This window comes from Klebsiella sp. RHBSTW-00484, assembly GCF_013705725.1.
Classification (GTDB): Bacteria; Pseudomonadota; Gammaproteobacteria; order Enterobacterales; family Enterobacteriaceae; genus Klebsiella.
This window is the reverse complement of sequence record NZ_CP055481.1, coordinates 3722620-3735975: the sequence shown is the minus strand read 5'-3', so window position 1 is coordinate 3735975 and position 13356 is coordinate 3722620. Positions and strand designations below refer to the sequence as shown.

Here is a 13356-nt window from a genome sequence, read left to right as displayed (position 1 = left end):
TATCGAAAGGGATGGTCATCACCATGAATCAATTTCGCCGTAATGCGTTGCAGCTCGCCTTCGCTGCGCTGTTCAGCTCTGCCTTTTATGCCCAGGCTGCCGAAATCCCGCAGGTCAAAGTGACCGTCACCGACAAACAGTGTGAGCCGATGAACGTCACCGTGAAAGCGGGCAAAACCCAGTTCATCATTCAGAACCACAGCCAGAAAGCGCTGGAGTGGGAAATTCTGAAAGGCGTGATGGTGGTGGAAGAGCGCGAGAATATCGCTCCTGGTTTTACGCAAAAGCTGACGGCGAACCTGCAGCCTGGCGAATATGACATGACCTGCGGCCTGCTGACTAACCCGAAAGGCAAGCTCACTGTGACCGGTGAAGCCACCAAAGACGCCGCCAAAGCTGATGCGCTGCTCAGCCTGGGTGAAGCTATTACCGCCTATAAAGCCTACGTTACCGCTGAGACCGCTGAACTGGTTAGCGGCACCAAAGCCTTTACCGATGCGGTGAAAGCGGGCGATATCGATAAGGCAAAAGCCCTCTACGCGCCGACGCGTCAGCACTATGAGCGCATTGAACCCATTGCCGAGCTGTTCTCTGACCTCGACGGCAGTATTGATGCCCGTGAAGATGACTACGAGAAAAAAGCAGAAGATCCGAAGTTCACCGGCTTCCACCGTCTGGAAAAAGCGCTGTTTGACGATAACAGCGTCAAAGGAATGGATAAATATGCCGATCAGCTGAACACCGATGTTCTCGACCTGCAAAAACGCATCAGCGAACTGGCTTTCCCTCCATCAAAAGTGGTTGGCGGCGCTGCGGGCCTGATTGAAGAAGTAGCAGCAAGCAAAATCAGCGGTGAAGAAGATCGCTACAGCCATACCGACCTGTGGGATTTCCAGGCCAACATTGACGGCGCGCAGAAAATTGTCGACCTGCTGCGTCCGCAACTGCAAAAAGAGAACAGTACGCTGCTGGCGAAAGTGGATGCCAACTTCAAGAAAGTGGATAGCATCCTGAGCAAATACCGCACTAAAGACGGCTTTGAGACCTACGATAAGCTGACGGATGCGGATCGCAATGCGCTGAAAGGTCCGATCACCACTCTGGCGGAAGATCTGGCACAACTGCGCGGGATCCTCGGTCTGGACTAAGTCGATGGCAGAGCAAAAGTATGATGTCAATGAACCGTCGCGTCGGCGGTTATTAAAAGGGATCGGTGCGCTGGGCGGCGCGCTGGCGATTACCGGTGGCTGTCCGGTGGCGCATGCGGCAAAAGATAACAGCTCTCCGGGGACGTTGTCGCCAAATGCGCGTATGGAAGCGCAGCCGTTTTATGGCCCGCATCAGGCGGGTGTGCTGACGCCGCAGCAGACGTCGATGATGGTTGTCGCTTTCGACGTGCTGGCTAGCGATAAAGCAGACCTTGAACGTCTGTTTCGCCTGCTGACTCAGCGTATTGCCTTTTTGACCAAAGGTGGGCCAGCGCCGGAGACGCCAAACCCGCGTTTGCCACCGATGGATTCAGGGATTCTGGGGCCGTGGATCGCCCCGGATAACCTGACGGTGACCGTGTCGGTTGGCCATTCGCTGTTTGACGAGCGTTTTGGCCTGGCCAACCGCGCGCCGAAAAAGCTGCAAAAGATGACGCGTTTTCCGAATGACTCGCTGGATGCTGCACTTTGCCACGGCGACCTGCTGCTGCAAATTTGCGCGAATACTCAGGATACGGTGATACATGCCTTGCGGGATGTGATTAAGCACACCCCGGACCTGCTCAGCGTACGCTGGAAGCGGGAAGGCTTCATTTCCGATAGCGCCGCGCGCAGTAAAGGTAAAGAGACGCCGGTTAATCTGCTGGGCTTTAAAGACGGTACCGCTAATCCTGTCAGTACCGATAACGCGCTGATGGATAAAGTGGTGTGGGTTACTGCCGACCAGGGAGAGCCTGTGTGGGCAACGGGCGGTAGTTATCAGGCAGCGCGTATTATTCAGTTTCATGTCGAGTTCTGGGATCGCACGCCGCTCAAAGAGCAGCAGACGATTTTTGGTCGCGATAAGCACTGCGGGGCACCGTTGGGTATGCAGCATGAGCACGATGTGCCGGATTACAGCAAGGACCCGGACGGTGACACCATTGCGCTCGATAGCCATATTCGTCTGGCCAATCCGCGTACTCTGGAGACCGAGTCCAGCCTGATGATGCGCCGGGGCTACAGCTATTCGCTGGGGGTGACTAACTCAGGCCAGCTGGATATGGGGCTGCTGTTTGTCTGCTATCAGCACGATCTGGAAAAAGGCTTTCTGACGGTGCAAAAGCGCCTGAACGGAGAAGCGCTGGAAGAGTACGTTAAGCCGATCGGCGGGGGCTATTTCTTTGTTCTGCCGGGAGTTATCGACAGTCAGCACTATCTCGGGCAATCGCTGCTCGAAGCCTGACGCTCCTGCCCGTAAGGGCAGGGCGTTTTCTGCTGTTTTTCCATTCTTTTTTTGTATTTCCTGCCTTGTTTAATTTTTCTGTAATCTTAATGTCGGAAACTCCTCCCAGCTGCAATGAGAATTATTTGTTGTTTTTGTGTGAAAAATAAGTTGCATTAAGAATTATTTTTGATGTACTTATTAAAGACGCGGTAGTTCCCGGCAGTGATGTCGTCTCACTATGGAGATCGCGAATGCCCGATTGCTGTAACGGAAAACGTCAAACCTCATACCGTACTTATCAGTACGGGGGCCACACTTCCGGCCGCGATTCTCACACCTCAAATTTATCCCCCACTACAACAGAAAACTCGAACCCAGACAGGGTGCGCGGTGCGCGTAGCCGTGACCCGTTGTCAATTCGACAGGCAAGCAATGGCTTACAAGGAAGCCAAACCTCAATCGTTCGTGCGCATAATCGCGTCGATGTTGACGCGTGTGATGTAAACCAACAACGCAAGGTGCTATCCATGGGAAGACAAAAAGCAGTGACCAAAGCTCGTCGTGAGGCCAAACGTGTGCTGAGACAGGATTCGCGCAGCCATAAACAGCGCGAAGAAGAATCGGTCACATCGCTTGTGCAAATGAGTGGCGTAGAAGCAATTGGTATGGCGCGGGATAGTCGTGATGCATCGCCAATTGAAGCGCGCAATGACGCTCAGGCGCATTATTTGAATGCCATCGACAATAAACAGCTGATCTTTGCGACAGGCGAGGCCGGGTGCGGGAAGACCTGGATTAGTGCGGCAAAAGCAGCTGAAGCCCTGATCCATAAGGATGTGGACAGAATTATTGTTACCCGTCCCGTTCTGCAAGCCGACGAAGATCTCGGCTTCTTACCGGGAGATATCGCCGAGAAATTCGCTCCCTATTTTCGACCGGTTTATGACGTGCTGGTGAAGAGGTTGGGCGCTTCCTTTATGCAATACTGCCTGCGTCCGGAAATCGGCAAGGTGGAAATCGCGCCGTTCGCTTATATGCGCGGACGTACATTTGAAAATGCGGTCGTGATTCTGGACGAGGCTCAGAACGTGACCGCTGCGCAAATGAAAATGTTTTTGACCCGCCTCGGGGAGAACGTGACGGTTATCGTCAATGGCGACATTACCCAGTGTGATTTACCCTCTGGCGTGAGGTCTGGCCTGGTCGATGCGCTGGCGCGTTTTGAAGAGGATGAGATGGTTGGTGTGGTGCGCTTCACGACCGATGACTGCGTGCGCTCGACGCTTTGTCAGCGCGCGCTTAAAGCCTACTACTGATTGTTTTTGAGCTTGCAAAGCCCGGGAAGACCGGGCTTTGAGACGGATGGCAAATCCGTTTTAAACACTGTGCCCATATTTTTACCGGGTAGCGGCTAATGCCTTACCCGGCCTACAAAACTTGCTATATCAATAGATTATGTAAATTGTTAGCAAGGAATTACAGACGAAAAAAAAGCCCGTACTTGCGTACGAGCTTTTCTCAAAATATGGCGGTGAGAGAGGGGTTCGAACCCTCGATACGTTGCCGTATACACACTTTCCAGGCGTGCTCCTTCAGCCACTCGGACACCTCACCATATTGTTTCGCTGCTCACCTTAGGTGGGCAACGGGGCGCTACTATAGGGAGTTGCGCTAAAACGGTCAAGCAGTATTTACTCTTTCTTTACCGTTCGGTCAAGCAATGAACACTACCCCACCGTCGGGCGGCAGGGCAGGCATTTTAACGCTGTGAATCAAGCTGTTCGTTGTTTTTCACCACGTCCTGCGCTTTGGCGTAGCTCTCGATCAGTAACTGGTAGGCCGGGAAGATTTTGGTATAAACCTCAGCCCACTCTGCGGCATCCGGGCGATTCCAGGTACGCTGTAGCTCGGAAGCGACGGCGGCGGTATCCATTGGCACCACGCCTGCCTGAACTACGCGGGCAAGGGTGATTTCCTGCGCCATTTTGCTGTAGGTACCGGAAGCGTCAATCACGGCGAAGACTTTATAACCCTCGGCAACGGCGGCAATGGACGGGAACGCCATGCAGACGCTGGTAATGGTTCCGGCGATAATCAACGTTTTACGCCCGGTTGCTTTTACTGCGTCAACGAATTCCGGGTTATCCCAGGCGTTGATCTCGCCCTTGCGCGCAATGTATTTCGCGTGCGGTGCGTTCTGGTGAATCTCCGGGATCAGTGGGCCGTTTGGCCCCTGCGGGACTGATGCCGTGGTGATCACCGGGATCCCTGCTAATGACGCCATTTTTGCCAACGCAGCGGCGCGGGCTCGCAGTTCCGGCATCGGCATGTCGCCGACGGTCTGAAACAGGCCGCTCTGATGGTCAATCAACAACATAGCGGTATCATTCACATCAATCACCGGACGAGAACCGTTAAAGTTAGCTGGAGTCGACATACTATTCACCTCTGTAATATTAGATTTGGCCGAAGCGGCCGCTGTTAAAATCACGAACGGCTTCCGCGATTTGCGCTTTGGTATTCATCACAAATGGGCCGTAACCGACAATTGGTTCCTGTAGTGGCTCGCCGGCCATTAGCAGGACTTTCGCGTTGGAACTCGCCTCAAGATGGAGTGATTCCCCTTTCTGGCTGAGCACCACCAGCTGGCCTTCACGGGCGCTTCCCTCTCCGTTCACCTTAACTTCACCTTCCAGCACGACCAGCGCGGTGCTCCAGCCATCGGGCTGATGCAGCGTTATGTCCTGACCCTGATTAAGCTGCAGGTCCCAGACATTGAGCGGTGAAAAGGTATGCGCCGGTCCGACAACATCGCCGTAGCGGCCCGCAATGACCCGCATACGGCCCGCGTTATCCGGTAGAGCAACGTTAGGGATCGCATCAGCGGTGATGCTCTGGTATCCCGGATGCGTCATCTTGTCTTTTGCCGGAAGGTTGACCCAGAGCTGAATCATTTTCAGCTCGCCGCCGGTACGGGTGAAATTCGCCGAGTGGAACTCTTCGTGCAGTATTCCGGCACCTGCCGTCATCCACTGCACATCACCGGGGCCAATAACGCCGCCTCGGCCGGTAGAATCTCGGTGCTCTACTTCCCCTGAATACACGACGGTGACGGTTTCAAATCCACGATGCGGATGCTCACCAACACCGCGTTTCTCTGTCCCTGCCGGGAAGTGGTGCGGGCCTGCATAGTCAAGCAGCAGGAAGGGGCTTAGCTGTTCGCCGTGAGTCTGATAAGAGAACATCGAGCGAACCGGGAAACCGTCGCCTACCCAGTGCTGCGAGGGGGCGGTATAGATGCCAGTAATCTGTTTCATGGTGGTCTCCTGCATGTCTGTTTCTGATGTGAATAAGCATATATTCAGTTCTAATTGCCCGGTAGATAGTGAAAATGGCCTATACTGTTCTAAAAATGGAACGATGGAGGAAGGATGCAGGATCTCAATGATTTAGCCTGGTTTGTCCAGGTGGTCGATCACGGCGGCTTTGCTGCGGCAGGAAGAGCGCTCGATCAGCCTAAATCAAAATTAAGCCGCCGGATTGCTCAGCTTGAAGAACGTCTCGGGGTGCGTCTGATTCAGCGTACAACCCGGCAGTTTGCTGTGACCGAGGTCGGACACACCTTTTATCAACACTGCAAAGCGATGTTGATAGAGGCGGAGGCGGCTGAGCAGGCGGTGGAAACGCTGCGTTCAGAGCCGTGCGGTAGCGTGAAGCTGACCTGCCCGGTGACGCTTTTGCATGTGCACATCGGTCCGATGCTGGCGCGGTTTATGCAGCGTCATCCGGGGGTAACACTATTATTGGAAGCGACGAACCGGCGGGTCGATGTAGTGGGGGAAGGCGTCGATGTGGCTATTCGCGTGCGGCCAAGGCCTATAGAAGATAGCGATCTGGTGATGCGCGTATTGGCCGACCGCGGGCATCGGCTGGTGGCGAGTCCAACGTTAGTTGAGCGGCTGGGCGTGCCCCAGGCACCGTCTGAACTCAGCGAGTGGCCGGGATTAAGTATCGGTGCAGGAAAACATCAGCATCACTGGCAACTAACCGGCCCCGAGGGCGCGCGGGCTGAGGTCTATTTCGCTCCCCGGATGGTGACAACGGATATGCTGGCGCTGCGAGAAGCGGCAATTGCCGGAGTTGGCGTGGTGCAGCTTCCTTTATTAATGGTGCGCGATCAGCTGGCGGCAGGGGAACTGGTGGTTGTGCTTGATGAGTGGCAACCGCGCAGGGAGGTGATTCATGCGGTTTTTGCTTCACGTCGTGGTCTGCTGCCGTCGGTCAGGGCGCTGGTTGATTTCCTGAGCGAAGAGTATCAGCGGATGGAGGAGGATTAGGATTTGATAAAATCCGTAAGGAGCAGCGCTGTCGAAGATAGTCTGAAGCCGCAGAAGGCTGGCTGTTCCCGGAGGCGGCGCGATGCGCCTGTCCGGGCTACCGGGTGGTGGGGTGCAACATGCGAAAAAAAAGCCCGTACTTGCGTACGAGCTCTTCTTAAAATATGGCGGTGAGGGAGGGGTTCGAACCCTCGATACGTTGCCGTATACACACTTTCCAGGCGTGCTCCTTCAGCCACTCGGACACCTCACCATATTGTCATTCCCGTTGCTGCCGGGAACGGGCGCTAATTTAGGGAAATACGTAAGTCTCGTCAATCAACTTTTTTAAAAAACCGTGCGTTTAGCCAAACTTCAAGCAACTTGCTTTCTAAATGCGCGAGAATCGATTTTTTTGTCACCATTTCTTTTTTAACACGATAGCCAGACGAAATTTGCTATGCTGACAAACCAATAGAAAACAACGAATAAAACACGACGCTAACCTAACCTGCCTAAGGCGTCGGCTATCAGGAGCCATCATGGAGATTATCTTTTACCACCCGACGTTTGACACTTCGTACTGGATTACGGAGCTGGAGAAACAACTGCCCGGTTCGCGAGTGCGCGAGTGGAAACCGGGCGATAACCAACCCGCCGACTATGCGCTGGTATGGCATCCTCCGGTAGAAATGTTGCAAGGGCGTGACTTAAAGGCGGTCTTTGCCCTTGGCGCTGGCGTCGATTCAATCCTTAGCAAGCTGCGGGAACATCCGGAAATGCTGCCGCTGTCGATTCCGTTATTCCGTCTGGAAGACACCGGCATGGGCTTGCAGATGCAAGAGTATGCGGTGAGCCAGGTTCTGCACTGGTTCCGTCGTTTTGATGATTACCAGGCATTAAAGCAGGAAGCCCGCTGGCAGCCGCTGGATGAGTATCATCGCGACGAGTTTACTATCGGGATTATGGGGGCGGGCGTGCTGGGCGCTAAAGTGGCAGAAGGGCTGCAAGCGTGGGGCTTCCCGCTGCGCAGCTGGAGCCGTAGCCGTAAGTCCTGGCCGCAGGTGACGAGTTTTGCTGGGGCAGAAGAACTGGGCGAATTTCTGAGCAGCACTCGCGTGCTGATTAACCTGTTGCCTAACACTGCGGAAACCGTTGGCATTATTGATAAAACGCTGTTGGCGCAGCTTCCGGATAATAGCTATGTGCTGAATCTGGCGCGTGGAGTTCATGTGGTTGAAGACGATCTGTTGGCGGCGCTGGATAGCGGTAAGCTTAAAGGGGCTATGCTCGACGTGTTCAGCCGTGAACCATTACCGAAAGAGAGCCCGCTTTGGGCGCATCCACGGGTTGCGATGACGCCTCATGTTGCAGCTGTCACCCGGCCTCAGGAAGCCATTGCTTATATTGCAGGAACTATCGGCCAACTGGAACGAGGCGAAACGGTAAGCGGGCAGGTCGATCGCCAGCGAGGATACTAAGAGATAACCCCGCTGCGGCGGGGTTTTTGCTGATCATGAGCGCATATTCCTGCTATTCTTGCCACAAACAGAGAAGGAGAATGTGATGTATCCTGTTGACCTGCACATGCATACCATTGCCAGCACCCACGCTTACAGTACCCTGCACGATTATATCGCCGAAGCAAAGCGCAAGGGGATCAAACTCTTTGCCATTACCGACCATGGCCCTGATATGGCTGATGCGCCACATTACTGGCATTTCATCAACATGCGCATCTGGCCGCGGCTGGTGGACGGCATTGGCATTCTGCGCGGCATCGAAGCCAACATCAAAAACACACAGGGCGAAATAGACTGTACTGGGCCAATGCTCACCTCTCTGGACCTGATTATTGCAGGTTTCCACGAGCCGGTGTTCCCGCCTCAGGATAAAGCGACTCATACGGAGGCGATGATCGCCACCATGGCCAGCGGCGCAGTGCATATTATTAGCCATCCCGGTAATCCCAAATTCCCCGTTGATATCCCGGCCATTGCTGCTGCGGCGGCGAAATACCATGTTGCGCTGGAGATCAATAACTCATCTTTTGTCTCATCGCGCATTGGAAGCGAAGATAATTGCCGTGCCGTCGCGCAGGCCGTGCGTGATGCCGGAGGTTGGGTTGCGCTGGGGTCAGATTCCCATACCGCATTCACGCTGGGCGAATTTACCGAATGTCGTAAGATCCTTGATGCCGTTGATTTCCCGGAGGATCGCATTCTTAACGTGACACCTCGGCGTATGCTTGATTTCCTTGAATCACGAGGAATGGCGGCGATCCCTGAATTTGCTGAACTTTAATTTGAATAACTGGAAGAAATGAATGAACGAGTTTTCTATCCTCTGCCGCGTGCTGGGTTCACTTTACAACCGTCAGCCGCAGGACCCACTGCTGGTCCCGCTGTTTACCCTTATTCGTGAAGGGAAGCTGGCGGCGAGTTGGCCGCTGGAGCAGGATGAGCTGCTGGAGCGTCTGCAAAAGAGTTGTGATATGCAGTCGCTGGCCGCTGAATATAACGCCCTGTTTGTTGGTGAAGAGTGCAGCGTTGCGCCTTACCGTAGCGCATGGGTGGAAGGGGCGACAGAAGCTGAAGTTCGTGGTTTTCTGAGTGCACACGGGATCCCAACCGGAGAAAGCGCAACGGATCATATCGGATCGCTGCTGCTGGCTGCCTCATGGCTGGAAGATCATGCCACTGAGGATGAAAGCGAGACTCTGGAAACGCTGTTTGCCGATTACATTCTACCATGGTGTGGGGCCTTCCTTGGTAAAGTTGAAGCGCATGCGACTACGCCATTCTGGCGTACTATGGCGCCGCTGACCCGCGAAGCTCTCTCTGCAATGTGGGATGAACTGCAGGAAGAAAATGAACAATAATTTGTGATGTAAATCACAAATTTAATGCAACGCAAAATTACACATCTCACATAATGTGTTCTATGTCGCATTTGCCAGGTGCGTATCTGCTATGATGCGCACTATGAACATACTCTTCGCAATCGCATTAACGACTGGCATTCTCTCCGGAATTTGGGGATGGGTGGCTGTCGCGCTTGGCCTGCTGAGCTGGGCGGGTTTCCTCGGCTGCACCGCTTACTTTGCCTGTCCGCAAGGTGGGTTGAAAGGGCTGCTCATTTCAACCTGTACGGTCATGAGCGGCGTGATATGGGCGCTGGTGATTATTTATGGCAGCGCGCTGGCGCCACAGTTGGAAATCCTGAGCTATGTTATGACAGGTATCGTGGCGTTTCTGATGTGCATACAGGCGCGTCAGCTGCTGCTCTCCTTTGTACCCGGTACGTTTATTGGTGCGTGCGCGACGTTTGCGACCAATGGCGACTGGTGTTTGGCGGTACCTTCGCTGGCATTGGGCCTGGTCTTTGGCTACGCGATGAAAAATAGCGGGTTATGGTTAGCGGCGCGAGCCGCGAAAAATAAATCACTGGCTAACGAAAACAGCTAATCACCTATAAACCACACGTTTTACCTTAAAACAGGGCTTCAGGTCCTGTTTTTTTGTGTCCGGAATTCCTTTCATTAAACCTCCCTCCCGTCTACACGTTCATGAGTCACTGTACCGTCAGTCAGTGAATCGATTTTGTTAACACAATTGGTATAAATTGAGTTTATTTGTTTTTATTTTGTTAATATAAATGTGTTGTTGTAAGTGGATGTGACTCGATGCACTCATGGATGGCTTGTGCTTTTGATAGCTATGCAGATATGCAGAGGAGTTTAATCATGAAAAAATATAAATGTGCGTTAGTTGCCGCTTTATGTGTTTTACCCACGTTCTTTAGCCCGGCCATGGCGGAGCAGGTGCAGGCTGGCGTTATCCATTTTTACGGGCGGGTTGTAGAAGCACCTTGCCAACTCAATGCGACAGATAACCAGGTTGTTATGGATTGCCCACGGGCGAAGACGGTACGGATCTCGGCTCAGCAGCTTGAAAAAGGAAATATTCACAACGAAAACATCCGCTCGGCGCAGTTAAGATACATTAACCCGCAACGTACCCTCGCTATTCTGGACGTCGATTATCGGTAACAACCTGCCCCCAGGCTTTCGTCCCGGGGGCTATCATGCCATATTATCCTCAAGTATTTATCCTTAGACGTATGCCGACAGGAGGAGAAATGGCTGTTCAACCTGAGGTTATTCTCGGCGACATTACAACGCTCGCGGTCGATGTTATCGTCAACGCCGCAAACTCTTCATTGCTTGGCGGCGGTGGGGTAGACGGCGCGATTCATCGCGCTGCCGGCCCTGAACTGCTGGCTGCCTGTAAAATCGTGCTTCAACAGCAGGGAGAATGCCCACCAGGTCATGCAGTCATTACCGTCGCGGGAAATCTACCTGCCAGCGCGGTCATTCACACCGTAGGGCCAATTTGGCACGGCGGCGACCGGCAGGAGGCAGAGTTGCTGGCAGATGCTTATAAAAATAGCCTGCTACTGGCTTCAGCAAATAACTATCGCTCAATTGCATTTCCCGCTATCAGCACTGGCGTTTATGGGTATCCTAAAGACGCTGCGGCAGAAATTGCCGTACGCACGGTAAATGCATTTCTCACTCGCTACAACCCTCTGGAACGCGTCATTTTTGTCTGTTTCGATGCTGAAACGGCTGGCATTTATACCCGATTGCTTCAGACGCAGTAGTTCGTTATACAGATCCCTTGCAGGAATAAGATATGATAGTTTCCCGCATTCGCAGGAAATTATCATCACTGGAGATTTACGCGTGGTTGAAGGGAAAGTACTGCATAAACAACAGATTCGCCGTGTGGAAATTGTGGCTGCAGCACAGAAATGTTTGGCGGAAAAGGGACTGCATGGTGCCTCCGTTGCGGACATTGCGCGTCAGGCTGGTCTGAGCGTAGGGCAGTTGTATCGTATCTTTGCCAGTAAAGAAGAGATCGTTGAAGCGATCGTCAGTGAAATCGTCAATGCCAGGGTTGGCGAGATGGTGGCCGGAAACCATGATTTGGTCCGGATGGCCTCAGTTTTAGCCGGCGTGATCCCTGCGACCGATGACACAAAGACCGATAATTATCTGTTGATGGAAATTAACGCGGAAGCATCCAGAAATCCCCGCCTGCGCAAAATTATGCGTCAAGCCGATCGTCGTCTGAAAGAAGAGGGCGGGCGACTGACCCGACACTATCATCCGGAAATGAGCGCAGAACAAATTAATGTTGCCTGTGAATTTATCGCGATCTTAACTGAAGGCGCAGCCTATCGGTGTGAACTGGCCACGACCTCGACAGTTGATAAGACGGCGATGGAGGCGCTTTACCGCAACGTATTTCATCTGTTGTTCATGAAAGAGTAGAGCTGCCGGACGCAAAATACACGGCAGCTTTTGACTTTATCAACCCGCTGAAATCTGTGGTTTAGCTGTTTTTTGTTGCAACTTCCCGGAGAAAAGGAAGCGCAGGAGCGGTATCCGCAGATGGATTTCGTACAGAATCAGCGCAATCCCAACAACAAAGACCAGCCCGGTAATAAACCCTAAGGTATTCGATTTAATCACCGGGGTTATCCATGCGCCATAGAGTAAGGTCAGCGGATGGTGAACCAAATAGATAAAGAGTGACGCGTTGACGAAATAGGTGACTCGCGCGGACTGGAAGTTCAGCAACCGGTGGCCTAGGGAAAAGACGACGTTGACCATCCACAGGCCAAGGACCATGGTGATGACGTATTCCGTTTCATACATCCAGCCATCGCCAGACCCATACTGCTGATTCAGGCGGTAGGCGATAAAGCCCAGCAGCGCTCCAACAAAGCACCAGGGTGATGAGGTGGTAAACATCGCTTTCAGGCGTGAGTTAATAAACGTCTGGGCGCCAAGAATAAAGAAAGGCAGATAGAAAAGCGTCTGCATGACAATAAAGTTGAACAGACCATTACTGAGAACAGGCGGGTAAACCATAAACAGGGTGCGACGAATCACCGCATAAAGTACGCCGAGCGCCAGAAAAATCATCGATAGCTGGCCCATTGTGACGGTGTCACTGAAGGTAGGGGCGGTATCAGAACGTCGACTTGTCAGCCATTTAAACAGCACAATGCCTAGCGTCGTCAGCACAACCAGCACCAGTAAAAACCACAGATGTGAAATTAATTCCCAGGCCAGGGTGTTAAACTTGTCATATCCTGAGAGGGTATGCCAGTTTCCAGCCTTGCCGTTGACGTACTGCAGCATAATAAACTGCGGCAAGGTCAGTAGCGGAATGGCGGTTAGCATGGGAATGCCTACGCGCTCAACGCGCACTTTCCACCATTTCTTAAGCGGATAGCGCAGAAAAAGCATGTAGGAAAAATAACCGGAAATCACAAAGAAGACCTGCATCCGAAAGGCATGGATGAAGTCGTTGAACAACGTCAACCACCATGAAGGTTCTACGCTATTAACATGCCAGCTGTGGCTGGAGTAGATGAGCGAGATGTGAAAAGGAATTCCCAGCAGCATCAGCCAGGCGCGGATGCTATCGAAAAAATATTCACGCTGTACTGGAGTATTATTCATACAATTTCGCTACATTCTCAGACAATTCGTCTTATCACTCAACGTGATAACCTTTAAATTCTTTGCAACCCTACATGAACTCTGGGT

14 protein-coding genes and 2 tRNA genes are annotated in these 13356 nt (G+C 52.8%); 11 read left to right on the top strand and 5 right to left on the bottom strand.

Annotated elements, in window-relative coordinates; translation table 11 throughout:
- The first annotated feature begins 23 nt into the window (after nucleotides 1–23).
- The 3 genes from efeO to phoH all read left to right on the top strand — a co-directional run bounded on the left by efeO (nucleotide 24) and on the right by phoH (nucleotide 3731).
- Nucleotides 24–1148, top strand: coding sequence for an iron uptake system protein EfeO (gene efeO / locus HV213_RS17820; RefSeq protein ID WP_442788109.1), 1125 nt, complete (start codon nucleotides 24–26; stop codon nucleotides 1146–1148).
- Nucleotides 1149–1152: 4 nt separating this feature from the next.
- Nucleotides 1153–2433, top strand: coding sequence for an iron uptake transporter deferrochelatase/peroxidase subunit (gene efeB / locus HV213_RS17815; RefSeq protein ID WP_181482723.1), 1281 nt, complete (start codon nucleotides 1153–1155; stop codon nucleotides 2431–2433).
- Between the two features lie 509 nt (nucleotides 2434–2942).
- Nucleotides 2943–3731 (top strand): phosphate starvation-inducible protein PhoH, encoded by a 789-nt coding sequence (phoH, locus tag HV213_RS17810; RefSeq protein WP_181421921.1) that lies wholly within the window; start codon nucleotides 2943–2945, stop codon nucleotides 3729–3731.
- A gap of 210 nt (nucleotides 3732–3941) precedes the next feature.
- Here phoH and HV213_RS17805 read toward each other — a convergent pair.
- The 3 genes from HV213_RS17805 to HV213_RS17795 form a co-directional block, all read right to left on the bottom strand.
- A tRNA-Ser gene (locus HV213_RS17805) sits at nucleotides 3942–4029 on the bottom strand.
- A 145-nt stretch (nucleotides 4030–4174) separates the two neighbouring features.
- The gene (locus HV213_RS17800; RefSeq protein WP_181482722.1) at nucleotides 4175–4852 is read right to left on the bottom strand and encodes an isochorismatase family protein; all 678 of its coding nucleotides are present in this window, start codon (nucleotides 4850–4852) and stop codon (nucleotides 4175–4177) included.
- 19 nt (nucleotides 4853–4871) lie between these two features.
- Nucleotides 4872–5732 (bottom strand): pirin family protein, encoded by an 861-nt coding sequence (locus HV213_RS17795; RefSeq protein ID WP_181482721.1) that lies wholly within the window; start codon nucleotides 5730–5732, stop codon nucleotides 4872–4874.
- Between the two features lie 114 nt (nucleotides 5733–5846).
- Here HV213_RS17795 and HV213_RS17790 point away from each other — a divergent pair, with 114 nt between their 5' ends.
- Entirely contained in the window at nucleotides 5847–6752 is a 906-nt protein-coding gene (locus HV213_RS17790; protein WP_181482720.1) for a LysR family transcriptional regulator, read from the top strand.
- Nucleotides 6753–6917: 165 nt separating this feature from the next.
- Here HV213_RS17790 and HV213_RS17785 read toward each other — a convergent pair.
- Nucleotides 6918–7005: transfer RNA gene (locus HV213_RS17785), tRNA-Ser, on the bottom strand.
- Nucleotides 7006–7273: 268 nt separating this feature from the next.
- Here HV213_RS17785 and ghrA point away from each other — a divergent pair.
- The 7 genes from ghrA to HV213_RS17750 all read left to right on the top strand — a co-directional run bounded on the left by ghrA (nucleotide 7274) and on the right by HV213_RS17750 (nucleotide 12069).
- The gene (gene ghrA / locus HV213_RS17780; RefSeq protein WP_181482719.1) at nucleotides 7274–8212 is read left to right on the top strand and encodes a glyoxylate/hydroxypyruvate reductase GhrA; all 939 of its coding nucleotides are present in this window, start codon (nucleotides 7274–7276) and stop codon (nucleotides 8210–8212) included.
- An 85-nt stretch (nucleotides 8213–8297) separates the two neighbouring features.
- Nucleotides 8298–9035 carry a phosphatase gene (locus tag HV213_RS17775; RefSeq protein ID WP_167492786.1) on the top strand — a complete coding sequence of 246 codons (738 nt, stop codon included), beginning with the start codon at nucleotides 8298–8300 and terminating at the stop codon, nucleotides 9033–9035.
- A gap of 22 nt (nucleotides 9036–9057) precedes the next feature.
- Nucleotides 9058–9612 carry a TorD/DmsD family molecular chaperone gene (locus HV213_RS17770; protein ID WP_181482718.1) on the top strand — a complete coding sequence of 185 codons (555 nt, stop codon included), beginning with the start codon at nucleotides 9058–9060 and terminating at the stop codon, nucleotides 9610–9612.
- Nucleotides 9613–9715: 103 nt separating this feature from the next.
- The gene (locus tag HV213_RS17765) at nucleotides 9716–10198 is read left to right on the top strand and encodes a DUF1097 domain-containing protein (RefSeq protein WP_181482717.1); all 483 of its coding nucleotides are present in this window, start codon (nucleotides 9716–9718) and stop codon (nucleotides 10196–10198) included.
- 278 nt (nucleotides 10199–10476) lie between these two features.
- A complete protein-coding gene (locus tag HV213_RS17760; protein ID WP_181482716.1) occupies nucleotides 10477–10782 on the top strand; it encodes a type 1 fimbrial protein in 306 nt (101 codons plus the stop codon).
- Nucleotides 10783–10871: 89 nt separating this feature from the next.
- Complete coding sequence (ymdB, locus tag HV213_RS17755; protein ID WP_181482715.1) at nucleotides 10872–11396, top strand: O-acetyl-ADP-ribose deacetylase; 525 nt, start codon at nucleotides 10872–10874, stop codon at nucleotides 11394–11396.
- An 82-nt stretch (nucleotides 11397–11478) separates the two neighbouring features.
- Nucleotides 11479–12069, top strand: a complete 591-nt coding sequence (locus tag HV213_RS17750) for a TetR/AcrR family transcriptional regulator (protein ID WP_181482714.1) — start codon at nucleotides 11479–11481, stop codon at nucleotides 12067–12069.
- 39 nt (nucleotides 12070–12108) lie between these two features.
- On the opposite strand, the gene mdoC is transcribed toward HV213_RS17750, so the two are convergent.
- Complete coding sequence (mdoC, locus tag HV213_RS17745; protein WP_181482713.1) at nucleotides 12109–13269, bottom strand: glucans biosynthesis protein MdoC; 1161 nt, start codon at nucleotides 13267–13269, stop codon at nucleotides 12109–12111.
- Nucleotides 13270–13356 lie beyond the last annotated feature (87 nt).